The organism is Arenimonas soli (genome assembly GCF_014643775.1).
Taxonomy (GTDB): domain Bacteria; phylum Pseudomonadota; class Gammaproteobacteria; order Xanthomonadales; family Xanthomonadaceae; genus Arenimonas; species Arenimonas soli.
In genome coordinates this window covers 1-26,156 of sequence record NZ_BMKC01000002.1, presented here as the reverse complement: position 1 = coordinate 26,156, position 26,156 = coordinate 1, and the positions used below count along the sequence as shown (strand labels likewise).

Below are 26,156 nucleotides of genomic sequence, written 5' to 3'. Positions count from 1 at the left end.
GGACCCCATTCTGGGGGCATGAAAAAGGCCGCCCGGAGGCGGCCTTTTTCGTGCAACGTCGCGGGCCTTATTCGGCAGCGCGCGACTCATCGCGGGCGGCCTTGAACGCATTGCCTTCCACGTAGTTCGGCCAGGCGTCGTTGCCTGCCAGTTCACGGCCAACGCCGTACAGCGCCTGCAGGTCCTGCACCACGCCGCGCAGGTCCCAGTTCGGGTCGTACTCGTCGGCGGCCTTGTGGTAGGCCACGGTCTGGTAGTTGGCCTGGATCTCGCGGCCGTACTCCTTGCCCTTCTCGACGTGGTCGATGCCGCCCTTGGCGTACAGCGCCGGCACGCCGTACTTGGCGAAGCTGAAGTGGTCGGAGCGGAAGAAGAAGCCCTTCTCGACGCCGTCCTCTTCGACCAGCACGCGGCCCTGGGCTTCGGCGATCGGGCGCAGCACGTCGTCGAGTTCGCTGTTGCCCAGGCCGATGACCACGAAGTCCTTGGTCGGGCCGACGACGGACATCGCGTCCAGGTTCACCACCGCCACCGTGTCCTTGAGTGGGATCACCGGGTTGGCGGCGTAGTACTTCGAACCCAGCAGGCCCGACTCTTCCAGGGTCACCAGCAGGAACACCACCGAACGCGCCGGCTTCGGGTCCTGCACGGTGAAGGCTTCGGCGATCTCCAGCACGCCGGCGACGCCGGTGGCGTTGTCGATGGCGCCGTTGTAGATGTGGTCCTCGCCTTCTGAACCGGCCGACACCGCGGTGCCGTCACCGCCGTGGGTCGCGCTGTGGTCGCCCAGGTGGTCCCAGTGCGCGGTGTAGACGATGGCCTCGTCCGGACGCTCGGTGCCCGGCAGCATGGCCAGGATGTTGCGCGAGCTGCCTTCCTTGATGCTGGAATTGAGCGTGGCGCTGAAGGTGGCGTCACCCAGGGCGACGCCGCGGAAGCCCTGCTTGTTGGCGGCGGTGCGCTGCGCGGCCAGGTCCAGGCCCGCGTCGGCGAACAGCTGCTCGGCCACTTCGCCGGTGATCCAGCCCTGCATCGGCAGGCGCGGCTCGGGATCGGCCGACACCGGCAGGTCGTACTGCGCGCCCGACCAGCTGTTCTTCACCACGTCCCAGCCATAACCGGCACCGGCGTCGTCATGGATGACCAGCGCGGCGGCGGCACCCTGGCGGGCGGCTTCTTCGTACTTGTAGGACCAGCGGCCGTAGTAGGTCATCTTCTTGCCGGCGAACAGTTCTTCGTCGCCGACGTGGAAGCCCGGGTCGTTGACCAGCATGACCACGGTCTTGCCCTTGACATCCAGGCCTTCGTAGTCGTTCCAGCCGGCTTCCGGCGCGTTCACGCCGTAACCCACGAACACCATCTCGCTGGCTTCGACGGAAACTTCGGGCTTGGCGGTACGCGTGCCCAGGGCCATCTGGGTGCCGAAGGCCAGCGGGCGGTCTTCACCACCCAGGGTGATCTTCGCGCTGGACGTGGATTCGTCCGCGGTGGTTTCCACCATCGCCACGTCCTGGAACCAGCTGTCGCCGTTGCCCGGCTGCAGGCCCAGGCGCTCGAACTGCGCCACCAGGTAATCGGCGGTCATCTGCTCGCCCTCGGTGCCCGGGGCGCGGCCACCGAACTCATCCGAAGAAAGCACCTTCACGTGGGCCGCGAAGTCCTCGGCGGAAATTTCGGGGCCAAAGCCGTGGTCGACCGACGGTGCGGCGCTGGCGACCGGGGCGACCGTGGTGCCGGCCTCGTCCGCCGGTTCCGACGACGGACTGCAGGCCGACAGGGCCAGCGCCGCGGCGGCAAAGAGCAGGGTGTGTTTCATGCGTGGGGTCTCCAGCTGAACGGAAACCCCGATTCTAGCGCCATCCCGCGTTAAGGAAATCAGTCGGCCCGCGGTGCGTCGGGGCCGTCGATCATCTTCGGCGAAACGCCGGACTGCTTGCCGACCTTGGCGTCCGGGTGCACGTACAGCTCCACTTCGTGTTCGAACACCATTTCGCCGCCCACCACCGAACCGGCGCCGATGATGATCCGCGGCATGCGCTTGCGCTTGCTCGACCACCAGCTGCTGCTGGGCTTCTCGACACGCAGGTCGCCGCGCACGGTGGAACCCTCGAGCGTGATGTCGCCGTGCGTGGTCACCACCTCGCCGCCCACTCGGGCGCGGTCGAAGTACATGGCGCCGTTGACGTTCTCGACGTTGCCGCCGATTTCGGTGCCGGCTTCGACGCGCACGCCCCCGTTGACCGCCTCCACGTCGCCTTCGATCCGGACATCGCGGCCCAGCCTGACGCCGCCGTTGACCACGTCGATCTCGCCGGCGCTGGCGCCGTCCTCGAGGCGGATGCCGCCGTTTACGGTCTCGGCAGCGCCGACGCGGGCCTTGGCCTTGACGGTGATGCCGCCGTTGACCGTTTCAGCCTCCCGCACCGTGGCGCCTTCCCGGATCGTGATGCCGCCGTTGAGGGTCGAAAGCGAGCCGTATTCGCCATCAGCCTCGGCGGTGACGCTGCCGTTCATCTTTTCGATGTCCTGTTCGGCGAAGGCGGGTGCGGCGGCCAGGGCCAGTGACAGGGGAATCAGGGCGGCGAGGGGACGAATGCGCATGGCGTGGCTCCTTGGAAAGTACCGGGTCTGATGCATCCCCCGGGCGGGGGGTTTAAATGTCCGACAGGCCGACTATCCGCTCCGGCGCTACAATTCGCCCGTGCCACACGTCCCGGAGTCCGCCTTGCCTGCCCCCAACCGCCCCAAGCCCCTGCTGCTGCTGATCCTCGACGGCTGGGGCCACCGCGACGACCCCGCCGACAACGCCCTGGCCCAGGCCCGGCTGCCCAACTGGCGCCGCCTGCTGGCCGATTGCCCGCACACCCTGGTGCACACCGAGGGCAAGCACGTGGGCCTGCCCGAGGGCCAGATGGGCAATTCCGAAGTCGGCCACATGAACATCGGCGCCGGCCGCATCGTCTACCAGGACCTGACCCGCGTGGACGCCGCCATCGAGGACGGCAGCTTCTTCGCCAATGCCGAACTGGTCGCCGCCTGCCGCGCCGCCAAGGCCGCCGCCGGCACCCTGCACCTGTTCGGCCTGCTGTCGCCGGGCGGCGTGCACAGCCACGAAGACCACCTGTTCGCCATGGTCGAACTGGCCCGCCGCGAAGGCGTGGCCGACATCGCCGTGCACGCCTTCCTGGACGGCCGCGACATGCCGCCGCGTTCGGCCGAGCCCAGCCTGCAGCGCCTGCACGCCCTGTGCGACGAAGGCGACGTGCGCGTGGCCACGGTCATCGGGCGTTATTACGCCATGGACCGCGACAAGCGCTGGGACCGGCTTGAACGCGCCTGGAAGGCCATCGTCGAAGCCGACGCCGACGACACTGCGTCCGACGCCGTCACCGCGCTGCAGGTCGCCTACGGGCGCGACGAAAACGACGAATTCGTGCTGCCCACCGTCATCCGTGGCCACCACCCGATGCGCGACGGCGACGCCGTGGTGTTCATGAATTTCCGCGCCGACCGCGCCCGCCAGCTTACGTCCGCCTTCGTCGACCCTGCCTTCGACGGCTTCGCGCGCCGCGTGCCCAAACTCGGCCGTTTCGTCTGCCTCACCGAATACGACGCCAAACTGCCGGCCCCGGTCGCCTTCGGCGCCGAAGACCTGAAAAACACCCTGGGCGAAGTGCTGGCCGCCAACGGCCTGAGCCAGCTGCGCATCGCCGAAACCGAAAAGTACGCCCACGTCACCTTCTTCATGAGCGGCGGCAAGGAAACCGTGGTCGAAGGCGAAGAACGCGCGCTGATCCCGTCGCCGAAAGTCGCCACCTACGACCTGCAGCCGGAGATGAGCCTGCCCCAGCTCACCGCGCGCCTGACCGACGACATCCGCGCGCGCAGCCACGACGTGATCATCTGCAACATCGCCAACCCCGACATGGTCGGCCACAGCGGCATCTTGGCCGCCGCCATCCAGGCCGCCGAAGCCGTCGACCACGCCCTGGGCGCGATCCGCGCCGCGCTGGCTGAAGTCGGCGGCGAGATGATCGTCACCGCCGACCACGGCAACCTGGAAATGATGCGCGACCCGGACACCGGCCAGCCGCACACCTCGCACACCGTCGGCCCGGTGCCCTTCGTTTACTGCGGCCGCAAGGCACGCCTGCGCGACGGCGGCGCCCTGCGCGACATCGCGCCCACGATGCTGGCCCTGCTGGGCTTGGCCAGGCCGGCCGAGATGAGCGGTCGGCCGCTGGTGGAGCTGGTTTGATCCGTCGCCTGGTGCTGGCCGCCTGCCTGGCGGCGGCGGCCCTGCCCGCCGCCGCCCAGCCGGCCGAGCGCGAAAAGAAGGAAGCCGCCGCCGAACAGCAGCTCCAGGCGCTGCGCCAGCAGATCAAGGCCATCACCGCCGAACAGCGAAAGCTCGACGGCGAACGCAGCGAAGCCAGCAAGGCCCTGCGCGAGGCCGACGCCCAGGTGGGCGACGCCGTGCGCGCCCTGCGCCGCACCGAAGCCGGCATCGCCACCACCGAAATCGAACTGCGCGACCTGCAGGCGCAGCAGGCCCGGCTGGAAGCCGGCCTGTCCGAACAGCGCGAAGCCCTGGCGGCGCTGGTGCGCTCGGCCTATGCCCTGGGGCGCCACGAACAGCTCAAGCTGCTGCTGGCCCAGGACCGCATGGCCGACCTGGCCCGGGTACTGGCCTACCACCGCTATTTCCAGGCCGACCGCCAGGAACGCATCGCCGGCCTGCTGGACGAACTGCAGGCCCTGGCCACCGTCGCCCAGCGCATCCAGGACCAGCGCGACGTGCTGGCCGCCGCCCTGGCCCAGCAGCAGGCCGACCTGGCCGCGCTGGAAGGCCAGCGCGCCGAGCGCGCCAAGGTGCTGGCCACGCTCGAATCGGGCTTCAAGGACCGGGCCGCGCGCCTGGCGGCCCTGGGCCGCGACGAAAAGACCGTGCTCAAGCTGCTTGAACAGCTGCGCGACGCCGTCGCCGACATCCCCCGCCAGGTGGACGATACCCGGCCCTTCGCGGGCCGCCGCGGCCAGCTGGGGCGGCCGCTGGCCGGCAGCGTGCTGGCGGCCTTCGGCGGCAAGCTGCCCGACGGCCGCGGCAGTGACGGCTGGCTGGTCGCCGGCACCGCGGGGGCCGAAGTCAGGGCCGTGGCGCCCGGCCGGGTGGCCTTTTCCGATTGGCTCAAGGGCTATGGCCTGCTGGTCATCGTCGACCACGGCGACGGCTGGATGAGCCTGTACGCCTTCAACGACGCCCTGCTCAAGGACGTCGGCGACTGGGTCCGCGCCGGCGACCCGCTGGCCACCGTCGGCAGCTCCGGCGGCCAGGGCCGCCCGGCCCTGTACTTCGAACTGCGCCGCAATGGCCAGCCCCAGGATCCCAAGCCCTGGTTCAAACCCTGACCCACATCGCCCTGCCGGGCGCATAATCCCCCCATGCGCCAACTACTTGCCTTCGTTTTCGCCCTGCTGCCCGCCCTGACCCTCGCCCAGGCGCCGGTGTCCGTGCCCGCCCCCGTGGACGCCACCGACCCGGTCATGGCCGAAACCCTGCCCACCGACGTGCCGCTGGCCGAGATCCGCCGCTACGTGTCGGTCTACAACGCGGTCAAGGACGCCTACGTCGAACCGGTGGACGACAAGCAGCTTATGAAGTCCGCGCTGCGCGGCCTGCTGTCCGACCTCGACCCGCACAGCGCATACCTGGACAAGGACGAGGCCGAGGCCCTGCTAGACGACACCCGCGGCGAGTACGTCGGCATCGGCGTGGAAACCGAACGCCGTCCCGACGACACCCTGCTGGTGGTGGCGCCCATCGACGGCACGCCCGCGCACCGCGCCGGCCTTCGTGCCGGCGATGTCATCGTCGCCATCGACGGCGAACCCCTGAGCGGCAACGCCAAGCCGCACCACGACCTGCGCGGCGAAGCCGGAGAGCCGGTCACCATCACCATCACCCGCGTGGGCGAGATCGAGCCACGCGACATGACCATCGTGCGCGAAGCCATCCGCGTCACCTCGGTCACCAGCCGCCTGCTCGAGCCCGGTTACGCCTACCTGCGCATCAGCACCTTCCAGACCGACACCGGCCCGCAGGTGCGCCGCCAGCTGCGCAAGCTGGCCGAAGAGGCGGAAGGGTCGATGAGTGGCCTGGTGCTGGACCTGCGCTCCAACCCGGGCGGCCTGCTCAGCGCCGCGGTCGAAGCTGCCGACGCACTGCTCGACGACGGCCTGATCGTGCGCACGCAGGGCCGCCTGCCGTATTCGAACGCCAGCTTCCACGCCAAGCCCGGCGACCTGCTTGAAGGCGCCCCGGTCATCGTGCTGGTGGACACCGGCACCGCCAGCGCCGCCGAGGTCCTGGCCGGCGCGCTGCGCGACCACGGCCGCGCCAGCGTCATGGGTTCACGCACCTATGGCAAGGGCTCGGTGCAGACGGTGGTGCCGCTGGACAACGGCGATTCCATCAAGCTCACCACCGCGCGTTATTACACGCCCAGCGGTATTTCGATCCAGGCCCGCGGCATCCTTCCGGACATCGTGTTGCGCGGCGAAGCCGCCCGCGGCATGCGCGAACAGGACCTGGCCGGCCACCTGGCCGGCGAAGCCGAAGCCAAGGCCAAGGCCGGCGAGCTGATAGAAGGCGACAGCGCCATCAGCCGCGCGCTCGACGCGCTCAAGGCCGGCACCGCCACGGCCCGCGCGCGCCGCCGCTTCTAGGCGCTCAGGCCGCGCGCGGCGCGGCGACCATCAGCAGCGACAGCGGCCGGCCCGTGTTCGGGTCGGGCGGCTCGCGCAGGCTTTCCAGCCCCAGCCCGGCGTCGCCCAGGTCGGCGACCCAGCGCGCCAGCGTGCGGAAATACCAGGGCATCGCTTCCTTGAATTGACCGGCACCGAAGGCGGCGAAGGTTTCGCTGCGCCAGCCGTCCGCGTACTCGCCGTCGCCGCAGGCGACCCACGGATGCATGGTGTGCACCACCAGCCGGCCCGTGGGCGAAAGCCGCCGTCGCAGCCCCGCCAGCAGCGGTGTGATGTCTTCGCCAAGCAGGGCGAAGTTGCAGGCGATGGCATCGAAGGGCCCGGGCAGGGTGTTGCTTCCCGCCAGCGTGGCGTAGTCCGTCACGGTGAAATCGCCGCCACCGGCCTCGCGCGCCGCGGCCACCAGCGGCGGCGACGCATCGATGCCCGTGCACGCGACCCCGCGTCCGGAGAACGCGCGGCACAGCCAGCCTTCGCCGCAGCCCACGTCCAGCAGCGTGGCCGGGGCGAGTTCCGCAATCGCCGCCACGACCGCGGCATTGGTGCCCAGGCGCCGGCTTTCGATGCCATCGCTGCGCACCAGGTGCGTCCAGGCGTCGGCGTTGGCCAGCCAGCTGCGGGTGATGGCCTCGTCCTTCATGCCCGGTGCTTCAGTGCGGGCCGGACGCGTTCTCGAGGATCGGCTGCTGCTGGCGCAGCCAGTCGTTGGCCAGCTCGCTCCAGGGCCAGATGCCCTCGACCGTCGGGTACACCAGCTGCAGCATCTTGAAGCGCGGCCCGTCGTGCAGCCAGACATTGAAGCCGAACAGCGCCTCGTGGTGCGAAGGGTCCACCGGGCGCAGCACGCAGTCGGTGTCCTTGATGAAACCCTGCAGCACCTGGCCGGCCTCGAAGCGTTCGCCTTCGCGCACGCGCTTGTTGTAGTGGTGCAGCAGCCGGTGCGCCGCCGGCGCCGGTTGCCCGAAGATGCAGACGTCGGGGCTGTCGGACGTGCGGCCGATGCCCACGCTGTAGGCGAACGACGGGTGCGGGCCGTTGCCCTGCACCTGGATCACGTGGCAGCCGTACTTGCGGATGTCTTCAACGATGCGTGCCTGGGCGGCGGCGAGGTCCATCAACGTTTCCTGCCTGTCTGGGGCGCACAGGTTAGCGGATGCGGCTCAGCGGCGGAAACGCACCACCAGCGCCACGCCGCCGACGATGGCCAGCGCCGCCAGCGCCAGCCGCAGCGTGGCCGGTTCGCCCAGCCAGGCCACGCCGGCCAGCGCCACCAGCAGCGGCACGCCCAGCTGCAGCGTGGCGGCCGTGCTGGCCCGCAGCGCGGGCAGGGCGGTGTACCAGATCGCGTAGCCCAGGCCAGAGGCCAGCGCGCCGGACGCCAGCGCATAAGCGACGCCGGCGGCATCCATCCGGGTGCCGTCGCGCATCAGCAGCCAGAACACCGCCGCGAACGGCAGGCAGCGCAGGAAGTTGCCCGCCGTCACCCGGATGGCGTCACCGCCGCCCTGGCCGCGCAGCGAATACACGCCCCAGGCGATGCCCGCGACCACCATCAGCGCCGACGGGCCCGGGGGCGGTGCGGTCAGGCCCGGCAGCAGCAGGCCCGTCAGCCCGACCACCGCCAGGGCCAGGCCCAGCCACTGCCAGGCCGCCAGTCGCTCGCCGCGCCACAGGCCGCGGCCGATCATCGTCACTTGAACAGCGCCGAACAGCAGCAGGGCACCGGCGCCCGCCTCGAGCTGCACGTAGGCCAGAGAAAACAAGGCCGCATAGGCGAACAGGGCCAGCGCCGACGCCCAGTTTCCCCGGCCGTTCGCATCCTTCCGGAAGCGGGTGGCCAGCAGCCAGAGCACCAGCGCGCCGGAAGCCAGCCGCAGCGCCGTGAAGCTGGCCGGATCCATGCCGCCCTCGCGCAGGGCCAGCCGCGCCAGCACCGAATTGCCGGCGAAGGCCAGCAGCGCCAGGGTGACGGCGATGGCCAGGCGCGGGCCGCGCAGGAGGGGGGCGGCGGTCATCGCTCTTGAATGGCTCGTGGGTTCCACACGGCGGGCGCGACGGCGAAGATCACCAGTGACGCCAGGTACACGCTGCCCGAAACCGGGTCACGCGAGGCGATGTACTCGGCCGGCGATCCCGGGCCCAGAATCCAGGCCAGCAGCAGTTCCGCCGCGGCCAGCAGCGCGAATGCGAACAGCCCGGCCAGCAGGCGCGACCCCCGGCCCAGGTCGGCATGGCGCTTGGCCAGACGCCACGACGCCCAGGCGATGACCGCCAGCATCACCGGCATCTCCATCAACTCGGCCGTGCGCACGCCGAAGCGCGGCACCAACAGGGGAAGCCGGATGAACGCCAGCGCGAAACCGGCGCCGAAGACGATCAGGAAATAGGTCAAACCGGGTTTCAGTATCCTCAACAAGCCCAACGCTCCTGCACGTCAAAGACTCCGGCCCGTCGCATTTCGATAAGCAAGCAGCAATCGCGACATGTGCTTGCGCTCCAGCACCAGGCGCTTGGTCAGCCCCCAGGGACTGCGACCGCGCTGGTACTTGAAATCAACCCAGCCGGTCCGGGGGCTTGCGTGCCGGAAAGTTTCCCAGACCATGGGCAGGTACTCGTCCTCCAGGACCAGGCCGACGATGTGCCTGACGCTGACCCGCTCGGGATCACCGCGCTTGAGCCGGTAGGTGATGTAAACCGTGCGGTGCCGGCAGGCCCTGCAGGTGCGGCGCAGCAGCGCCTGGTCCCAGCCACTGGGCGCCAGCTCATCGCGGATGAAGGCGGCAACGCTCCGGGACCCGCACGCGGCAAGCCAGGCGGGCCGGTCGCCGCAGGCGGTGCACTGCCACCCGTACCTGGCTGCCATTGGATTTCCTGCCTGCGGTGGTCTGCGGGATGTTACGCGAGAAGGCTCGGCGGCCCCTCGCCACGTCGACGGCTACGCCCTGATCTCCAAAGTCATGCTGCCCAGCCTGGCCCCGCGGGCGATCCAGCAACTTACCCGGACGTCCTTGCCGTCTTCCAGCCGAAGCCTGCCGTCGACGAACAGCGTGTTGCCGCGGCTCTTGTGCGACGCCGACCATTGATAGGTGGTCACGTCCTGCGCCTTGAAGTAGGCCTGGGCAGCCTCGCGGCAGGGGACCACCAGCAGGCTGGCTTCGCGGACGATCACCTGCTCCCGGGGGATCTCATGCGGGGCAGGGGCAAGGGCAAGAAGAGTGCTTAACAGCAGGCTCATGGTTCCTCCTTGGCGACCAGCGTTTGGCAACCCGGCCGGTGGCGGTCGGATTCAGGGTAACCGCAACCGCCCACCCTGTTCGGAACGGCGACTTAACGCGGCCTTGGCTCGCGACCTGCGCCAGCCTCCCGCCATCCACGGCCGCTCCGGGAAACCACGCGACGCTATAGGCCACGCACCCGGCACGCCACCAGCAGCAGGCCAAAGCCAATAATCCAGGACTCAGGTTTCGTCGGGGCGCTTGCTGAGAGCGAGCACGAGTTCCCGCTGCCCGGAAAGCCCGAGCTTCTTCCAACTCCTGGCGGGCGGGGAGGCGGAGAGAATCCGGCCGCCGGAAACGAAGAAAATGTAGCTCCCGCCAACTTCGACCTGATCGTCCCAGAAAGCCTCGTTGCCAAAGCAACCGGCGATCTGATGGTGAAGCCTGGCGCTGAGCGAAAGGGCGGTGCCCGCCACGGGCGTGCCCACCAGCGCCTCGACTATTTCAACCTCCACCGCTGACATGCGCTCACCCGGGCCGGGAGTTTCCGGACCCGCCTGGATGGAGGTCACCTTGCCGATGAAGACCTGGTCAGACCTGCCCAATGCATCGCGGGTCAGCGCCCGTTCTTCCTGCATCGCATTGACGTAGTAGGCGTTGTCGGGCGGCAGTTCGCATGCGAACGCCAACCGGCTGCACAACAGTCCCAGGAAACAACACAGAGTGATGGAGGTTTTCATGAGGATCGGCACCTTGGGCCAGGCCGCGCCGAAGGCGTCGGCCCTGGGTAATGGTCCGGCGGCCTGACGAAGCTAGTGGCAGGCTGAAATCGAAACGTCCCCGCCAACATAGCCCGACTCCGTCCGGACGAACTGGTGAACCGTTGCACCACAGGTTCCCGTGGGGGCGGGGCCCTTGTTGTAGGTGCAAAGGTACAGGTCGCCGTCGGCAGAGCGAAGCCAAACGCTACTGACCTTTTGGTCGTCCACGGCGGAGGGAAACCGGGCGCGTAGCGTGGCCAGAAGATCGGGCGCCTCCGGCGGCGCGGACGTCAGCACCGAAAGCCCCTGGCCATCGTGGTCGCAAAGTCTCCCGGGCGTGGATGCGCACCCCCCTGCGGTGAACAGGAGCAAGGCAATGGTTGTCTTGTGCATATGGCCTGGATGATTGTTCCGACCCAGGAAGCGGGTCCGGAATCCACCCTTTCCTCGTAAGTGTCAGATTGCGTTTGGCTGCCGGCTGCGATAGCGGCCAGCAAGCCACCCTACAGCGAAAGCGAGCAGGAAAAACTGCAGGAACATGATGCCGTGAAACAGCCAGGCGGCCGGCTCTTCCGTATTGCCTGACAGCAGGGCGGCACCACGAAAGGGAAGGTAGAACGCCGGCCCGATCCAGTCGAGAACGCCATACATCTGCTGCCTGGCGACGAAGATGACTGCCAGGGCGAGCGCAGAACCTACCAGCACCGACTCGATCAAGGGACGCTTCCAGCTTTTCATGACTTCTCCCGGCAAGGCCGAACACAGTGAGTCAAGCGCCGCCCCCGGCGCCCGCTTGAATAATTGCCCAGGCGGCATGGCCACGAAGTACCGCCCACAGGACCAGCCCGCCGAGAACGACGGATGCGACACCGACCAGGGGTAGGAACCGCAAAGCCTCCGGTACGGCGTGCCGGGCGAACCGATGATGCCAGCGCCAGGGGATCAGCAGCAGGACTGCCGTCGTGGCGACCAGTACCCAACCGAAGACGCTGAAAGCGCCGGGCCAAAGCACGTAGGGAGCTGCCAGGAGGAAGGCGCCACCCACGACAAAGCGGATGGCGAGCTCCGCGTAGTGTTTGCCCGGGCTGCCGGCAAACCCAAGGAGGAAACGACTCGCGCCGGCGGGTGCCACCAGGGACGCCGCGCCGAGGGTGATGAAGAACAGGGCGGCCAGTGCCACCACGGCCAGCGGGACTGCCTGGGTCATCCATCGGTCTCCGAGTACGCTTTCGTCTGCTTTCGGAGGGCTGAAACCGCATCCCAGTCCCCGGCCCGTACTGCAACTCTGACTAAGGGGAAGCACGCATGGCAAGGGGCTCGCCGGCGGCGGCCCGATGGCCGTAGCTGAGCACACGAGTAACCTGCCAAACGCCGTCCTTGTGCCGCCAGATCATCGTGAAGTCGGCCATCCCCTCGCACTTTCCGCTCGCGAACTGGCAGAAGCGGTGTGAGCCCTGGGAGATGGCCCCGAAGTCCTTGATCGGGTGGACCTGAAGGGTGTCGGGAACCAGCTCCCGGCTGAAGTGCCCGCACACGTGCTTCTCAGTGTTGGCCAGCATCTCGTCTCGGGTCCACGTGACGCCGCCCGTATCGTGATAGAACTCCACATCTTCGGCGAAGTAGCCCGCGTGCTTTTCGAGCTGTGCCGGCTCGCTGCAGCGGTTGAAGGCATCGAATGCCGTCGAATCCAGGGCCGCAATCGTTTCGTAAAGCGATTCCGCTGCCGAGGCGTCGGGATCCCCTGCGCCGGACGCGGCAACGGGAATTGCAAACACTGTGGCCACGAGGGCCGTAAGCACTTTCATCCGGATCTCCGAGAGTTGCGGTGCGGGCAAGAAGGCCTTGATTCAGGTCGCGCAACCCAACAAGCCGAGGGTCACCATTGGCGAAGTTCCGACGCGCATAACATGCAGGAATCTCCAGGTTCGGGCAAGAGGGCGTCGCTCGCCCTCCATGTCTATGGTGTTCAGCTGGCCAGATGCAAGGTCAACGCAAACTTGGACATCTCCGTTCATGTCGAAGATCGGGAGCCAAGTATCCTGCCAGCCGAAGTCAGGCCATTCGTCTTTGAACTTCTGGAGGTTCGTGTAGCACGCGATCGCATCTTCTGCGGAAAGAAAGTGCAGGAAAGCATCCAGATGATATACGCCGTTGTGTAGCCCGTAGAGGCGCGTCAGCTCGCTCGGTGGTTCGACGCCTGCAGCGTCAATTACTGATCGAACGTGATCTTCCGAGGCAGGGGCTCGTTCCTGTGGTTAGTCGTTGACGCGGCGAATCATCGTGTAGATCGCTGCCAGCTTGTTGACTGTGTCCATGCGCCGTCCAGGGGGTTCCAACGCTTCAGTTTGGCCGCGCCCAAGGTGGCGGCCTGAACTATTGGTTGGGCGTCCTAGCCAAAGAACATCCCAAATACTGCCGCTATCGCGACCAGGATGATTATTGCCCCGAGAGCGCCAACAACAAAAGGGAACGCCACTGCGGCGCCACCTAGCGCGGCCGCCCCAATACAGGCGCGGGGCGGCTCCTTACGCACGAACCCAAGGACCGCCAGGACCAGGGCTAGACTACCCAGAATAGACGTCGCCGTGACGACGATCTGATGCGAGTCCCACCGGGCTTGTTCTGGCTCCTTCTCGCGTCCGGCCAGTCTGTCCACTGTTGCGTCCCGAATAGCAACGACTTTGTCAGCGATGCGGTGCTCAAGCGCCGGCTTCGGCGCCGCAGCAGAAATCCAGAAGTGCCCAATGGCCACCAGGAGTGCGAGAGCGCCGAGGGCTAGGCCAACTGTGCTGAACTTCAACTTTGCCGGACTGGTCATTGGAAGACTAACGCCTTGAGTTGAACCGCGCCGAAGGCATCGGCTTGAATGAATAGTTAGGGCGCAGTCGCTTCAGCGCAACTACGCACAACGGCAGCGCAAGGACAAACGCCGCCAGACCCATGATGAACGCAACCTTGGTGAACTGCAGTGCGCCCTCAAGTTGCATGTGGGACGCATCGAATGCCCCGGCTATGAGGGATACGGCCACTGCAACTGCTAGCGCACGCTTTCCCTCGACCCAAAGCGCGAGCTTGCCATGCACGTACCAATAGCCGGCAAGGGCGAGCGGGAACATTAGAACTTGGGCCGCTACCCGCATGAAATCTCCCTGTGCCCCAACATCTTGAGGTAAGCCGCGCTGAAGCCGTAGGCTTGAATGATTGGTTAGGCCGAAGCCTATGGCAGCTACTTGCGGGGCGGCAAGTGCCTGGGAACCCTGGCAAGAAGCAGCTCGACCAGCGCTGGTGCCATGTACTCATAGTCGTCCGGGATGTCGAGACTTGCCACGCGCTTGCCGCGGAGGTGGGTACCGAATCTTGAGGTCAATTTGGCCCGATGGGATGACTCCATGACGAGGACGGTATCCGCCCAGTCCAGGAGCTCAGGCGTCACCGGCGAATCCGCGTCCCGATTGATGCCAGCTGATGAGGTCTCGACGCCCTCCCAGTCGGAAAAGACGTGCTCTGCGGTCGGGCTGCGCAGTCGGTTCTTGCCGCAAACGAATAGAACACGATGCGTCATTGTCCCAGCTGAGGCCAAATGCCTGAGTTGAGCCACGTGCCGGAGGCACGTCGGCTTGATTGATTAGTTAGAAGGCGTCCGCAAATACGCCGCCTCCGCAGAAGCCAGACAACGCGAGAGAGCATCGATTGTTGAGTCGATCTCGGCCTGAAACGGATGGGCTGGCGATCCGTAATAATTCCATCGCATTTCGTTTCCGTTACCATCAATGGATTGGAGATAGTACGACGTGCCGTGCATGAGCGTTGCGTCCGACGGGTTCTCAAAAAGGAACCCCACAGGCAGCGACTGCGAGGCAAGTCGACGATAGAGGTCCGCCGACTCCGGGCATTCGGCTTCGCTCATCACGACAGTGCAAGCGCGTTCGCTCCAGTCGCCTACTGACAGCCGCACTCGCGGCAAAGCCGTGACCTGACCAGGTCCGACGAAGCGCCTATCGAAGTGAATTAGTGTGGCGAGCCCACTTCCGGTATCAGGCAGCCGACCAATCCGAATATCCGTACTTCCAAGGTCGCCATCCGGAAGGGCGCCAGGCATTTCCAATGCCCCAGCCAGTCCGCGCGCGACACAGCCGGTCTCTGTAGGGGACCAGCCCAAGTCGACTGACTTGCATCCCGCGATGGCAGTGACAAGTAATACGGCGAGGAGCGCGCGTTGCATGGGTGGCCTTCCAACACCTTGAGTTAAGCCGCGCCGAAGGCGTCGGATTGAATGATTGGTTAGGCGGCAAGTCGCGCCATGGACGCGTGAAATGCCAGCCCTGCTGAAGCACCTGCAAGTGCTCCCAGAATAATGTCTGCTGGGACGTGTCGGCGCAACGCAATCCGAGACCAGGCTACGACCACGGCTGCCAGTGTTAGCGCGACTGCGGACACCAGATTGGGCCAAACCAGGAAGGCAGCGAATACCGCAAATGCCACATGCAGCGACAGTTTGGCCACGCGCCGGAGTGCATGGCCAGCCCCAATGATTAGGCCGGAAAGGCCAACGACCAGGGGGATGCCGGAGTGGAGCCCGGAGAGCCAAAGAGCGCCGGCGGCCAGCACAAGGCCGACGCCTACCCGTGAGTTCAGTTGGGCTCTCTCGGTCGGCACCGATGCATCGATGTGAACCCAATCTGCCCGGTTGGCCTTGTAGAAACTGTAGCCCAGGACCGCAGAGGCACAGGCCAGAGAAACGGCGATGGCGGCTAGGCCAATCTTTTCGGGCGACGCGATCACCGCAGCTGCCGGCATCAGCACGACAGGGTGCCCCGCGATCGACACTACTCGAGCTAGCGAACTACCCATTGCCGCCCAACACCTTGAGTTAGGCCGCGCCGAAGGCGTCGGCTTGAATGATTGGTTAGGCCGCGCGAGTTAACAAAGCAAGTGCAACACCCGGGCCGCCAAACGAAAACTCAACATGCCCCACCAAGAGGGAAGGACTCAGAGAAGCTGCAACAGTCTATCTAAGCGCTGCCGATGCCCAGGGGGGGCTACTACTTTCTGCGCTTGGCAGCGTACGTTCCCGCTGCTGCAACAAGAATGACGATAAGAACAACTACTACTCCGGTGGTCATGTGTCTTGCCTCGGTCGCCTAGGTGAAGTCCGATAATAGGGCCTGGAGTGCCCTGATGCTTGTTCCGCGGCCTACACCTTGAGTTGAGCCGCGCCGAAGGCGTCGGCTTGAATGATTGGTTAGCCGCCTAGTCGAAACAAGACGAAAGCAGCCATCGAAATGCCGACAACTGAAAGACAGAATCCAACCCGGTTGTACATTAGCTCACGCCCGATGAACATCTCGCGCGGTGCCCAGAAAGTGCTAAAGACCGGCTTCCCGCGTCGCCAGGGTGGCAAGATGCTCGCGACCAAAAGTACGAGGCCGAGAATGGCGAGGACAGCCCCAGCGAGGTAGAGAAACCAGAGGCTTGAGTTCATTTGCATCTCCAAGCAGTCGGATTGTCGCTGAGCGGCTAACACCTTGAGTTAAGCCGCGCCGAAGGCGTCGGCTTGAATGAATAGTTAGACCTTGGCTAGTGGAAGCACCACTCGCCGGTCGCCTTGCCGTCGCTGACGTGATTGAAGCAACCAATCGTCTGCCAGGATCCCTCGGCGGAGCAAGCCCCAACTACAACGGCATCTGGTTCCGAGTCCCATGGCGCCTCACACCAACCTTCGCAGTCCGAATTGTCCCGACACATCTCTCCACCATCCGAAGTGGGCCAGACACAGGTCTGGGTTGTGTAAAGCGCCTGCTCAACTCGGCCGCCCATGGCCTTGCAGTCAACCAGCTCTTGGGCCGAAAGAGCTTTCGACGCTGGTCGTATCGTCGGCTGCGAACAGGCGACAAGACCTAGAGCAACAACGACCTGCAGGATTCTGAGCAAGGTCTAACACCTTGAGTTAAGCCGCGCCGAAGGCGTCGGCTTGAATGAATAGTTAGGCCTCGACGAGACTCCCGACGTTGGCCGACTCTGTCTCTACGATACCTGGATAGTGGTACCAATCCTTGTGTGGCGAAAAGCGTTCACAGCACGGGCATTGGGTGTCATGCCACTGATGTCCGCAGCCGGGGCAATGACCGCCGGTCAAGAAGGTGTTCCACACAGTTCCGCAGCTCGGAACGCACTCCCAGAGGTCATCCCCGTCAGGATGCCATTCGCACTTTGGCCAGTAGATTATTGGTTCCGACATGTGTGCCTTCGAGGCCTAACACCTTGAGTTAAGCTGCGCCGGCCGCGGCAGTCGGTTTACCCGGATAGACGGTCCGGCGTCAGCTTGAATGATTGGTTAGGCGACGCTAGCTCCGAATAGCCCTGGTCGCAACTGCCCAGGAACCGCCAGACGCGAGAAAGTTTCGTAGCCCCTGTGGCCGCGGGGCGGGACGCAGCTCCAAGCCGGTGCGACACGACGCGGGTGAGTCTCAAGACTGTCAGAAGCAGGGCGCTGGGAGCGGTACGCCCAGGTGCCGAAGCCGTGAAGCTAGCGACGGGCCTAACACCTTGAGTTAAGCCGCGCCGAAGGCGTCGGCTTGAATGATTGGTTAGGCCCCACGGCTACACGCTGCCGGGACGCCCCATCGTGCAGCAAGCTCGCCAGCTCGATCTTTGATGCTTGCCGAAGAGTGCCGCAAATAGTGGCAAAGCACGAACTGCCTAGACTCTTCGCTCCCAGAATCTCCAGCTCGTTCCCTCCAGAGCAGGCCGGTTTCATCCTCGCCCAGTGCCACCGTGTAGTGGAAGAAAAGCCTTTCCATAGACGCTACATCCCCACTCGCTGCAGCCTGAAGCACAGAGGACAGCTCACCGCGCGTAAGAAGAAATGTATTGCTGGGGCTTGGTGCAGTCACCACTTGAGCAGGGTTGTGCGTGCAGGCTCCGAGGAGTGCAGCAGCCACAAGTGCGACGTACAATCGGGACATCAGCGCTCCGGAAGCAATGTTGTGGGGCCTAACACCTTGAGTTAAGCCGCGCCGAAGGCGTCGGCTTGAATGATTGGTTAGGCCGCAGACTACGTACGCCTCAAACCGACGGCAAGTGACGCGGCACCTTGGCCTTGAGAAGGCGAATTAGGCCTGGGTCCATGAACTCGAACTCGTCAGGAATCTCTAGGCAAACGACGCGGGCCTTGCCCAGATGCGGCTTGAACTTAGCGGAGAGCTTGTTGCGGTGCGCTCGCTCCATCACAAAAACGATGTCTGCCCACTGCAGCAACTCCGGCGTGACCGGGTTCTCCGCGTCATGGTTGAGACCGGCTGACGACGCCTCGATACCGGGCCAGTTGGCAAAGACTTGCTCTGCAGTCGGGCTGCGGAGCCGGTTCTGGCTACAGATGAAAAGTACTTTGCGCGCCATCAAGTTTGCTCTGCGGCCTAACACCTGAGTTAAGCCGCGCCGAAGGCGTCGGCTTGAATGAATAGTTAGGCCCTACCGGAGGAGTCCGTGGTACACGCTTACCAAAAGAAAAAGCTGAAACATGACGGCGACAATCGAGGTGAGGGTTAGTACTGCGAATGCTAACGAGACGGCGACGAACTGAGCCAAACTGGCTCGTCGGATTCCTTCGCGTTTGAGGACTAGAAGAACAGGCACAACCCAGAGAAAGACTAGCATCCCGGCGGACAGCCAATCAGGCCTGCTCTCAGGCCAGAATATTGGCCAGAACAGTTCGGTGCCAATGAGAATGTCGCCAACCATTAGCGAAGCGGTGGCAGCGGAGACGAGCCAGAGCCTTGGCCACAATGTCCTGAAGTAGAGTTTCATGCGGTAATGCCGGACATTGGCCTGAGCGGTTGGATGGGCCTAACACCTTGAGTTAAGCCGCGCCGAAGGCGTCGGCTTGAATGATTGGTTAGGCGCTCCGGGCATATACGCTTGCCCTGGATTGTGCCTCTCCTGTAACTCCGACTACCTTGCCGAGTGATGGATCCGCGGTCCGATAGACGATGTACCCCACATGCTGGAGCCGACTACGCCTGATGCAAGTTAACTCCACCCGATGAGACGACTGCCAGTGACTGATGGCACCGGCCGTGCCGACTGCAAGCATGAAGCTGTGCCAGTCCTTCTCGGACAGGTGGGGATGGAACTCCACAATGAACGATGAAGGCTCCATGGACGCCTAACACCAGAGTTAAGCGGCGCCGGCCGCGATAGTCGGTTTACCGAAGTAGGCGGTCCGGCGTCCGCTTGAATGACTAGTTAGGCGACGCTAGCTCCGAATACGCCTGGCCGCAATACTCCGGGGGCCTCCCGGGCCGAGAAAGTTTCATGGGCCCATCTGGCCGCGGGGCGCTGCTGAACACCCAGCCGCGGCGGCGCAGCGAATGGTGGTCTCAAGACTGGCCGGAACCCTGTGGTCGGAGTGTGGTGGCCGCAGTAGAAACGGGGATGAAATCGACGACCTAACACCTTGAGTTAAGCCGCGCCGAAGGCGTCGGCTTGAATGATTGGTTAGGCCGCCACAGCCGGCCTACGGATTGCCGTGCTCTGGAAGCGAATAGCTAAAATACTTGTTGAATCGCTTCTGGGATTCATCGGTCGTGAGAACCCAATAAATGTGGTCGGATAGGCGAGGCATAAAGAAGTAGCAGATTGACCTGCAAGATTCGTTTCTGACCGCGACCTCAAAGACTGATTCATCCCCCATCTCTCGAAGTAATGCCTCGCCGTCTCTGACAAGGCGCGGGGAAACCTCGCTGTTTGGCATTGCTCCTACGCGCATGCTCAGCCACGTGCGAGGCGGATCAAACTCATTGTCGTAGTGTGTCTTCACAATCTCTGTGTGAGCGCAGCCCCCCAAGAGCAGCACGCTGATAGAAAAGGACGCCACTACTTTCGACGATAGCGATTTCACGATGCGCTTTTTGTCATTGGACTTGCCTGCGGCCTAACACCTTGAGTTAAGCCGCGCCGAAGGCGTCGGCTTGAATGAACAGTTAGGCCGCATGCTAGCCGAAGCCCCGGCGCTGAGCATCTGCCAGCCAGGTCGAATCTACTGGGCCGTCAAAGCCGACCACAGCGTCTACGTCGCAGTTCGGGCAAAGGGCTGTCTCACCAACAGGTTCGCCATCCGTCCATTCCGTGACGGCACTTGGAGGAAAGGTAGAGAGGCAGTGAAAGCAAGCTGCGGTCTGACTAGCAAGCAGCTGCTTTCGATGCATCGAAGAGCCGCAGGTTCTGCCCATGAGGCCTAACGCCTTGAGTTAAGCCGCGCCGAAGGCGTCGGCTTGAATGATTAGTTAGGCCTCTTGCCCGAATGCAGATTTATAGCAAATCGGGCAAATGCCAGTTGTTACAGCAGTATCGGCATATCGTTGCAGAAGAGGTCTCCTGCAAGTGTGGCAGAGCAATCCGGTTTTCTTTGCCCACCGAATTGAATAGACCAAATAGCCGATGCAGGTGACAAGAAGTAGTCCAATAAAAACCCACAACGTCGACTCGGGAGCAGACTGCGAAAGAGGGACGCCAAGGAGAGCAAACAAGACGAACCCGACTCCAATCAGCCGGTCGAATCTGGGGGCCTCCCGGTCAAGAGCCTTCCGACGCAGGATGAACTCTTCTTTCGTCATCGCGAAGCACCGTTGAGGCCTAACACCTTGAATTAAGCTGCGCCGGCCGTGACAGTCGGTTTACCCGGATAGACGGTCCGGCGTCAGCTTGAATGAATGGTTAGGCGACGCTAGCTCCGAAGTCCCTGGGCCGCAACTCCCCAGAGCCTGCCAGCAGCGAGAAAGTTTCGTACCCCGGTCTGGCCGCGGGGTGGGACGCCGGTTTGAGCCGCCACGTGACACTAGGGTGGGTCTCAGGACTGTCCGGAACTATGCGCTCGGGACAAGCTGCGTCGGCACCGAAGTCGTTGAGCTAGCGACGGGCCTAACACCTTGAGTTAAGCCGCGCCGAAGGCGTCGGCTTGAATGATTGGTTAGGCCCCGATTCCGCAAAAGGGACGGCCTTCCAAGTCAGATTCTTCAAAACTGATGAAGCAACCCGACACCTCGTGCTGATACGTACAAACTGTTCCGTCGTAACAGTAATTGCCATTGTCGAAGCTCGTATGAATCAGGAAGCCACTCGATGGTGGGGCGGTACGGGGTGGTCCAGGCAAAGCAATCAAGACGATTCCACGCGCGTGATTCTTGAGGATGTTCCAAGGGACGTTTCCTGCAGCAGCCTCGGCGAGAACGATTCGCTGGACGTCAGAGCAGCATTCGCCCCACATGCGATTCGCGTCCGCGTCAGAAAAATCCGAACCGGTCCAGCCTAGGTCAGTAACGCTTTCAGTCGTCTTCCCAAGCCATTGCGTCGTCACGTGCGGGGCCAAACGCCTTGAGTTAAGCCGCGCCGAAGGCGTCGGCTTGAATGATTAGTTAGGCCCCAACTCGCTGATGAGCCAAGCGGCCAGCTGTCTGGGCCCACGACGATTGCCATTGGAAGTGTCTGTCGCCTCGGTACAAGCCGCAATATACAACTGGCCTGGCGAGCCGTGGCAAGGAATCCCAAGTTGGTCCCGAAGTGCCAGGCACTCTGTTGCGAGGGAAAGAAGCGCCTCGCTATTGGAGCTGAACCAGCGCGGCTGGTAGTTGTCCGGACGGTACCGGGAGTTGAAGAACAACATGTCGCCATGAACGGCGGTGTGGGTCAGCGACTCACGAAGCAGCGAAACAAGCTCGACTTCCGTCGCCGCAAGTTGCGCTTCCAGTTTGCTCTGGCGAGCAGCTTTCATTGGGGCCTAACACCTTGAGTTAAGCCGCGCCGAAGGCGTCGGCTTGAATGATTGGTTAGGCCTCAGGGCCCTTGCGAAAGATGCTCTACCGAAAGAACCTCTATCACGTCAATTGCGTGGGTGCACGTACCCATGTTTCCGTACTTGCCGGGTTCGCTCAAGACGCCCCGCACGACCACCTTACTTCGCCCCCACGGGCGACCGGAGCCCTTGGCCGGGAGCTCCGCAGCAGACATATCGCCACGCGCCTCCCAACACTCGCTCTGGCCTTCCGGAGTCAGCGCCGCATTCTCGAAGTTGTAGAAGTAGATGCCACGAACCTCCGTCGGCTCGCCGCCGGCGGCACAAGCGCCGCTACAGAGCAGTAACGCGGCAAGTGGCAGTCGGGTCGTAAGTTTCATCGTTGAGGCCTAACACCTTGAGTTAAGCCGCGCCGAAGGCGTCGGCTTGAATGAATAGTTAGGCCACAGCACTCGTATCATTCGCGCGGCCAGAAGTATGTGATAGCAGCAACAGCAATGCTTGCAACTAGGAACGATGGCGCAACGGATCCTACCTCCGCCCAAGTCGTGGAGCCATCCCACTTACTAAACTTCCCGCGAAATCCTAGCTTGAAAAGTAGAATCAGGAACACATAGAGCGCCGCGCCGCTGAAAGCAGCAACGCGTAGTCGATCTATGCGTCTGTTCGTCTGTTTGGACATGCGAGCTCTTTGGGGCCTAACACCTTGAGTTAAGCCGCGCCGAAGGCGTCGGCTTGAATGAATGGTTAGGCCGCGACATCGATTAGCCCAAGCCCGGATAGCACGGCCAAGCCGCCAAGGAGCATGGCAAGTGCCGCGTAGAAGAAAGCCATGCCTCGACCCTTGGGGCTAGACCAATGTTCACAGACCCAGATGAGGCCACGCAAGAAGAATGTCTTGTGGCTGAAGTAGTAGCTAGCCAGGAACATTGCGCCCCAAGCCATGAGGTACAGGCCAAGAAAAGTGCTGCTCGGGCCGGGACCAATCGGACCTGCCTCAAGCCCTGAGGCGAGTGTGGCCACTAGCAGTACGACTAGAACTGCTATCAAGCCGATGCCGAGTGCCACGCCGGGTTCATTTTGTACTTGGCTCGGCTGCAACGAAGCCTCCTGAGCGGCCTAACACCTTGAGTTAAGCCGCGCCGAAGGCGTCGGCTTGAATGATTGGTTAGGCCGCAACTCGGACAGCCAACGTAAGAGCCAGCGCGACCAGGCTCGTGCAGCACAAAATTAGAATCCATTTGTGCCGATCGAGCATTCGAACGATTAGCGGATTAGCCAGACGTTTATGCCTGTTCCTGAGGAGGTACGCAAAGAAGACTCCGTCGCCAATCAGAATAATGGATGGTGACCCGCATGCTCTAAACTCTTCGGGGTAGGCCTCTTTGAAGAGTGGCAGCGAATACGCCGAGTAAAAGATCTCAATTATCGCCATCACAATAGCGAAAATAACTGCGGCTGCGACCAGGCTGGGCATGCGGCCTAACACCTTGAGTTAAGCCGCGCCGAAGGCGTCGGCTTGAATGATTGGTTAGGCCTCATCGTAGCCCCGAGAAGCCTAGAGGAAAACTAGCGCAAGGAAAGCTGCCGCAGCCAGGAGGGCGGCCAGGACAAGTAGCCCCCTAAAGCTGGACGGATCCAAGAAGCCGAAGTAGCGAATTGCCCGTGACCTAAGTTGCAGGGAGCAGTTGGGGCATTGAACTCTTGGCGGGATCTCGTGGCGCTGGAACAGCGACGGCGATATACCGAGAGCCACGACTGCACTCCGTGGCGAGAACTCGGTGCCACATTTGGGGCAGGACTCGTGCATGGGGTTCTAGAGGCCTAACACCTTGAGTTAAGCTGCGCCGGCCGCGACAGTCGGTTTACCGAGATAGACGGTCCGGCGTCAGCTTGAATGATTGGTTAGGCGGGAATGTAGCAAAGGACATCTCGACTTGCCCGCCCGGACCAGGGTCGAGGCTGAACTGCCGAAAGTGATGGCTGGCCGGGCGCCGCCCGACGCCGCTACCGGGGATCCGAAGCCGAGACCGGACGCGAGGCCGCAAGCCCAGGACCGAACGAACGAGCACCTCCCCGAAGTCAGCCGACGCAGTCACGGGCGCCCCATCGCGACGAGGCCACGGAAATCGGTTGGCGAGGAAGGCGGACAGCGGCGAGGGAAAAGTGGCCGGCGACCGCGAGCGCCCAGGCACCGCGCAGCCACCTAAAGAAGCAACCCGCCTAACGCCTTGAGTTAAGCCGCGCCGAAGGCGTCGGCTTGAATGATTGGTTAGGCCCCGCGCCATTCGTCTCAGGAAGGCGGCAAGGGGATCCCGCGTTGGCGAACCTAGCGAGCAGGCTCTCGTTGTGCCTCGCGGCGTCCACTCGGCTCCGGCCCGGCCCTGGCGGTCGGCCTGCTGAAGCATGTGAATCGAACACCGGCCTAACCGCAATTCGCTCATCCCCACACAGAACGAATCCCTCACTGCTAGCTGCCGAAACTTTGCCGAGACCCCAGACAGAGTGGGAGAAGTTGCCGTCGTACCAAGAGTGGAAGTACGCCTTCGTCGACATTGGAGCATATGGCTCCTTTGCTGCGTTCATCGAACAGCCGGTCAAGGCGATGAGGATCAGCACCACCTGTCGAGACATGGCCTAACACCAGAGTTAAGCGGCGCCGGTCGCGATAATCGGTTTGCCGAGATAGGCGGACCGGCGTCCGCTTGAATGACTAGTTAGGCGACGCTAGCTCCGAATACACGTGGCCGCAACTCCCGGGCGCCGCCCGCGCCGAGAATTTTTCCTGGACCCATCTGGCCGCGGGGCGCTGCTGAACACCGGGCCACAGCGATACGGCGAATGGCGGTCTCCAGACTCGCCGGAGTCCGGCGGGCGGAGGGCGGTGGTTGCAGTCGAAGCCGGGGTGAAAGCGACGTCCTAACACCTGGAGTTAAGCCGCGCCGAAGGCGTCGGCTTGAATGATCAGTTAGGCGGCGGACCGCCATCCACTGTTAGAAGGAGCGTCACGTCCTTTGTGAAACCTTCACTAGACGGCCTGAATTGCCAGGACCTCACAGCCGCAACGGCGGAACGGTCCCATGCGCGATGCCCTGATGAGGACAGGATCGCTGCATCGCCCACCGATCCATCACAAAGGACGCTCAGCCGAACTACAATTTTGCCGGCGGTTAACCCAAGGGTTCGCGGCGCTCTTGGCGCGGGGCAATGGACCAAACGTTGATCGATGCCAGCGCAGCCCGGTTCAGCAGCCGTAGGCGCGGCCGGCGAACTCAAAGCGACCAGTACTAGCGATATCAGCAACATGAGCCGCCTAACACCTTGAGTTAAGCCGCGCCGAAGGCGTCGGCTTGAATGATTGGTTAGGCATCTTGCCTTCGACTCATGACACCAACAAGGCCCGCGGAAAAAAAGACGACAGATCCGCCTAGAACCATCAGCCCGTGATTTGCAGGGCCTGCAACGAAAGCAACGAGCGCAAATCCCGCTAGGCCGAACAGCAGAAAAAACCAAGCAAGAACATGACTGCCTCTGGGGCCAAGAGCCCGCGGCGTGCCAAATACGGCCCGATATAGCAAGACAAACCAAACGCAAGTGACGAGGCCAAAGACTATGCCCGCAACGGCAAACCCCCGGAAAGTCAGAAACGCTGCCAGGGAACCAAACAATACGGCAAGCAGGCTATTGAGCACGATTGCCAGTGCTCGCTCGCCTCTTGTCGGAGGGCGGGTGAAATCTCTCAAAAGATGCCTAACACCTTGAGTTAAGCGGCGCCGGCCGCGACAGTCGGTTTACCGAAATAGACAGTACGGCGTCCGCTTGAACGATTGGTTAGGTGTTTCGGCCCGGTGAAACGAATGCCACGCCGAAACGACGCGCGGAACCTCAACACCCACTGTTGTCTCGTATCCGCTGGCTTGCCCGAAAGACCCCGGCGCGTGGTGCCCCCGGAGCCGCCGACTTGGCCAACGAGGCGAGTCTACGGCAGGGACGCTGGCGAGAGAATCGGGCGTGGCGGCTAGCCTGGAAATCGGTAGCCAGCCAGCCGGGATCGTTCTCTCCAGCCGTAACACCTAACACCTTGAGTTAAGCCGCGCCGAAGGCGTCGGCTTGAATGATTAGTTAGGCCGCGTAGCAGCAGTGCCTGGGCACCTGTGCCTCACAACCTCTCGTCCCGGAATGGTAGTCCGATCCACCAGTTGAAGCCCATCGTCCGAAAGCGTGAAGCTGGCGGTAGCTAGCCAGGCCTCTCCCTCGCCGTGTAGCTCGGCGATCAGGGCAATCTCGTTCCCCCGGGTCACGGACGCACGAATGGGCCCCTGACTCTCCCAATACTCAATGTGCTTGGCGCCGATGCGGAGAGCGAGATCATCCGCCTTCGATCCACAAGCATCAGGACTTCCTGCCCAGTGCGCAACGAAGCGGTCGGGCACTATCGGGTCCGCCGCATGTGCACACCCGGAGAGATTCAGGAGGAGAGCTGCGGCAGCATCTACAAAGTTCATCGTCCCTCCATAGCGGCCTAACACCTTGAATTAAGCTGCGCCGGCCGCGACAGTCGGTTTACCCGGATAGACGGTCCGGCGTCAGCTTGAATGAATGGTTAGGCGACGCTAGCTCCGAAGT

20 protein-coding genes and 3 pseudogenes are annotated in these 26,156 nt (G+C 63.6%); 3 read left to right on the top strand and 20 right to left on the bottom strand.

Features of this window, described 5'->3' with window-relative positions; translation table 11 throughout:
• Positions 1-67: 67 nt before the first annotated feature.
• Both IEX13_RS08280 and IEX13_RS08275 read right to left on the bottom strand, forming a co-directional pair.
• Entirely contained in the window at positions 68-1,816 is a 1,749-nt protein-coding gene (locus IEX13_RS08280; protein ID WP_188663125.1) for a M28 family metallopeptidase, read from the bottom strand.
• A 59-nt stretch (positions 1,817-1,875) separates the two neighbouring features.
• On the bottom strand, positions 1,876-2,601 hold the full coding sequence (locus IEX13_RS08275) for a DUF4097 family beta strand repeat-containing protein (RefSeq protein ID WP_188663123.1): 726 nt from the start codon (positions 2,599-2,601) through the stop codon (positions 1,876-1,878).
• A gap of 124 nt (positions 2,602-2,725) precedes the next feature.
• Between IEX13_RS08275 and gpmI the strand changes: the two genes are divergently transcribed.
• From gpmI to IEX13_RS08260, 3 genes and pseudogenes are all read left to right on the top strand, one after another.
• Positions 2,726-4,258, top strand: a complete 1,533-nt coding sequence (gene gpmI, locus IEX13_RS08270; RefSeq protein WP_188663121.1) for a 2,3-bisphosphoglycerate-independent phosphoglycerate mutase — start codon at positions 2,726-2,728, stop codon at positions 4,256-4,258.
• On the top strand, positions 4,255-5,409 hold the full coding sequence (locus IEX13_RS08265; protein WP_188663119.1) for a murein hydrolase activator EnvC family protein: 1,155 nt from the start codon (positions 4,255-4,257) through the stop codon (positions 5,407-5,409). Before gpmI ends, IEX13_RS08265 begins: the two co-directional genes overlap by 4 nt.
• 33 nt (positions 5,410-5,442) lie before the next feature.
• Positions 5,443-6,888, top strand: a pseudogene (locus tag IEX13_RS08260) (S41 family peptidase).
• Positions 6,889-6,919: 31 nt separating this feature from the next.
• Here the strand turns inward: IEX13_RS08260 and IEX13_RS08255 are convergent.
• From IEX13_RS08255 to IEX13_RS14410, 18 genes and pseudogenes are all read right to left on the bottom strand, one after another.
• Positions 6,920-7,405 (bottom strand): annotated as a pseudogene (locus IEX13_RS08255) (class I SAM-dependent methyltransferase); the annotation flags it as partial.
• Positions 7,406-7,415: 10 nt separating this feature from the next.
• Positions 7,416-7,880, bottom strand: coding sequence for a DUF4262 domain-containing protein (locus tag IEX13_RS08250; RefSeq protein WP_188663113.1), 465 nt, complete (start codon positions 7,878-7,880; stop codon positions 7,416-7,418).
• Positions 7,881-7,925: 45 nt separating this feature from the next.
• Positions 7,926-8,780: a DMT family transporter gene (locus IEX13_RS08245; protein ID WP_188663111.1), complete on the bottom strand. Its 855-nt coding sequence runs from the start codon at positions 8,778-8,780 to the stop codon at positions 7,926-7,928.
• The gene (locus IEX13_RS08240; protein WP_229668499.1) at positions 8,777-9,157 is read right to left on the bottom strand and encodes a hypothetical protein; all 381 of its coding nucleotides are present in this window, start codon (positions 9,155-9,157) and stop codon (positions 8,777-8,779) included. Before IEX13_RS08240 ends, IEX13_RS08245 begins: the two co-directional genes overlap by 4 nt.
• 42 nt (positions 9,158-9,199) lie before the next feature.
• On the bottom strand, positions 9,200-9,628 hold the full coding sequence (locus tag IEX13_RS08235) for a hypothetical protein (protein ID WP_188663108.1): 429 nt from the start codon (positions 9,626-9,628) through the stop codon (positions 9,200-9,202).
• Positions 9,629-9,700: 72 nt separating this feature from the next.
• Positions 9,701-10,000 (bottom strand): hypothetical protein, encoded by a 300-nt coding sequence (locus IEX13_RS08230; protein ID WP_188663106.1) that lies wholly within the window; start codon positions 9,998-10,000, stop codon positions 9,701-9,703.
• A 222-nt stretch (positions 10,001-10,222) separates the two neighbouring features.
• Positions 10,223-10,720 carry a hypothetical protein gene (locus tag IEX13_RS08225; protein WP_188663104.1) on the bottom strand — a complete coding sequence of 166 codons (498 nt, stop codon included), beginning with the start codon at positions 10,718-10,720 and terminating at the stop codon, positions 10,223-10,225.
• A 477-nt stretch (positions 10,721-11,197) separates the two neighbouring features.
• Positions 11,198-11,479, bottom strand: a complete 282-nt coding sequence (locus tag IEX13_RS08220) for a hypothetical protein (RefSeq protein ID WP_188663102.1) — start codon at positions 11,477-11,479, stop codon at positions 11,198-11,200.
• Positions 11,480-11,510: 31 nt separating this feature from the next.
• Complete coding sequence (locus IEX13_RS08215) at positions 11,511-11,948, bottom strand: hypothetical protein (protein ID WP_188663101.1); 438 nt, start codon at positions 11,946-11,948, stop codon at positions 11,511-11,513.
• Positions 11,949-12,030: 82 nt separating this feature from the next.
• Positions 12,031-12,546 carry a nuclear transport factor 2 family protein gene (locus IEX13_RS08210; RefSeq protein WP_188663100.1) on the bottom strand — a complete coding sequence of 172 codons (516 nt, stop codon included), beginning with the start codon at positions 12,544-12,546 and terminating at the stop codon, positions 12,031-12,033.
• A 42-nt stretch (positions 12,547-12,588) separates the two neighbouring features.
• Positions 12,589-12,969, bottom strand: a pseudogene (locus tag IEX13_RS14415) (SMI1/KNR4 family protein); the annotation flags it as partial.
• A 597-nt stretch (positions 12,970-13,566) separates the two neighbouring features.
• Positions 13,567-13,857: a hypothetical protein gene (locus tag IEX13_RS08205; RefSeq protein WP_188663099.1), complete on the bottom strand. Its 291-nt coding sequence runs from the start codon at positions 13,855-13,857 to the stop codon at positions 13,567-13,569.
• A gap of 110 nt (positions 13,858-13,967) precedes the next feature.
• Positions 13,968-14,303, bottom strand: a complete 336-nt coding sequence (locus IEX13_RS08200; protein ID WP_188663098.1) for a low molecular weight protein tyrosine phosphatase family protein — start codon at positions 14,301-14,303, stop codon at positions 13,968-13,970.
• A gap of 63 nt (positions 14,304-14,366) precedes the next feature.
• Positions 14,367-14,648, bottom strand: coding sequence for a hypothetical protein (locus IEX13_RS08195; protein ID WP_188663097.1), 282 nt, complete (start codon positions 14,646-14,648; stop codon positions 14,367-14,369).
• A gap of 374 nt (positions 14,649-15,022) precedes the next feature.
• Positions 15,023-15,568: a phosphatase PAP2 family protein gene (locus IEX13_RS08190; protein WP_188663096.1), complete on the bottom strand. Its 546-nt coding sequence runs from the start codon at positions 15,566-15,568 to the stop codon at positions 15,023-15,025.
• Between the two features lie 2,238 nt (positions 15,569-17,806).
• Positions 17,807-18,139: a low molecular weight protein tyrosine phosphatase family protein gene (locus tag IEX13_RS08185; RefSeq protein WP_188663095.1), complete on the bottom strand. Its 333-nt coding sequence runs from the start codon at positions 18,137-18,139 to the stop codon at positions 17,807-17,809.
• Between the two features lie 3,010 nt (positions 18,140-21,149).
• The gene (locus IEX13_RS08180; RefSeq protein ID WP_188663093.1) at positions 21,150-21,509 is read right to left on the bottom strand and encodes a hypothetical protein; all 360 of its coding nucleotides are present in this window, start codon (positions 21,507-21,509) and stop codon (positions 21,150-21,152) included.
• A gap of 2,985 nt (positions 21,510-24,494) precedes the next feature.
• Positions 24,495-24,836 carry an energy transducer TonB gene (locus IEX13_RS14410; RefSeq protein ID WP_188663091.1) on the bottom strand — a complete coding sequence of 114 codons (342 nt, stop codon included), beginning with the start codon at positions 24,834-24,836 and terminating at the stop codon, positions 24,495-24,497.
• Positions 24,837-26,156 lie beyond the last annotated feature (1,320 nt).

Bases quoted from the DNA above. Each gene is read 5' to 3' on its own strand.
- IEX13_RS08185 (WP_188663095.1), bottom strand. From the start codon at position 18,139: ATGGCGCGCAAAGTACTTTTCATCTGTAGCCAGAACCGGCTCCGCAGC.
- IEX13_RS14410 (WP_188663091.1), bottom strand. From the start codon at position 24,836: ATGTTGCTGATATCGCTAGTACTGGTCGCTTTGAGTTCGCCGGCCGCG.
- IEX13_RS08275 (WP_188663123.1), bottom strand. From the start codon at position 2,601: ATGCGCATTCGTCCCCTCGCCGCCCTGATTCCCCTGTCACTGGCCCTG.
- IEX13_RS08205 (WP_188663099.1), bottom strand. From the start codon at position 13,857: ATGTTCCCGCTCGCCCTTGCCGGCTATTGGTACGTGCATGGCAAGCTC.
- IEX13_RS08280 (WP_188663125.1), bottom strand. From the start codon at position 1,816: ATGAAACACACCCTGCTCTTTGCCGCCGCGGCGCTGGCCCTGTCGGCC.
- IEX13_RS08250 (WP_188663113.1), bottom strand. From the start codon at position 7,880: ATGGACCTCGCCGCCGCCCAGGCACGCATCGTTGAAGACATCCGCAAG.
- IEX13_RS08210 (WP_188663100.1), bottom strand. From the start codon at position 12,546: ATGAAAGTGCTTACGGCCCTCGTGGCCACAGTGTTTGCAATTCCCGTT.
- IEX13_RS08215 (WP_188663101.1), bottom strand. From the start codon at position 11,948: ATGACCCAGGCAGTCCCGCTGGCCGTGGTGGCACTGGCCGCCCTGTTC.
- IEX13_RS08225 (WP_188663104.1), bottom strand. From the start codon at position 10,720: ATGAAAACCTCCATCACTCTGTGTTGTTTCCTGGGACTGTTGTGCAGC.
- IEX13_RS08180 (WP_188663093.1), bottom strand. From the start codon at position 21,509: ATGAAAGCTGCTCGCCAGAGCAAACTGGAAGCGCAACTTGCGGCGACG.
- IEX13_RS08220 (WP_188663102.1), bottom strand. From the start codon at position 11,479: ATGAAAAGCTGGAAGCGTCCCTTGATCGAGTCGGTGCTGGTAGGTTCT.
- IEX13_RS08235 (WP_188663108.1), bottom strand. From the start codon at position 9,628: ATGGCAGCCAGGTACGGGTGGCAGTGCACCGCCTGCGGCGACCGGCCC.
- IEX13_RS08230 (WP_188663106.1), bottom strand. From the start codon at position 10,000: ATGAGCCTGCTGTTAAGCACTCTTCTTGCCCTTGCCCCTGCCCCGCAT.
- IEX13_RS08200 (WP_188663098.1), bottom strand. From the start codon at position 14,303: ATGACGCATCGTGTTCTATTCGTTTGCGGCAAGAACCGACTGCGCAGC.
- IEX13_RS08195 (WP_188663097.1), bottom strand. From the start codon at position 14,648: ATGAGCGAAGCCGAATGCCCGGAGTCGGCGGACCTCTATCGTCGACTT.
- IEX13_RS08245 (WP_188663111.1), bottom strand. From the start codon at position 8,780: ATGACCGCCGCCCCCCTCCTGCGCGGCCCGCGCCTGGCCATCGCCGTC.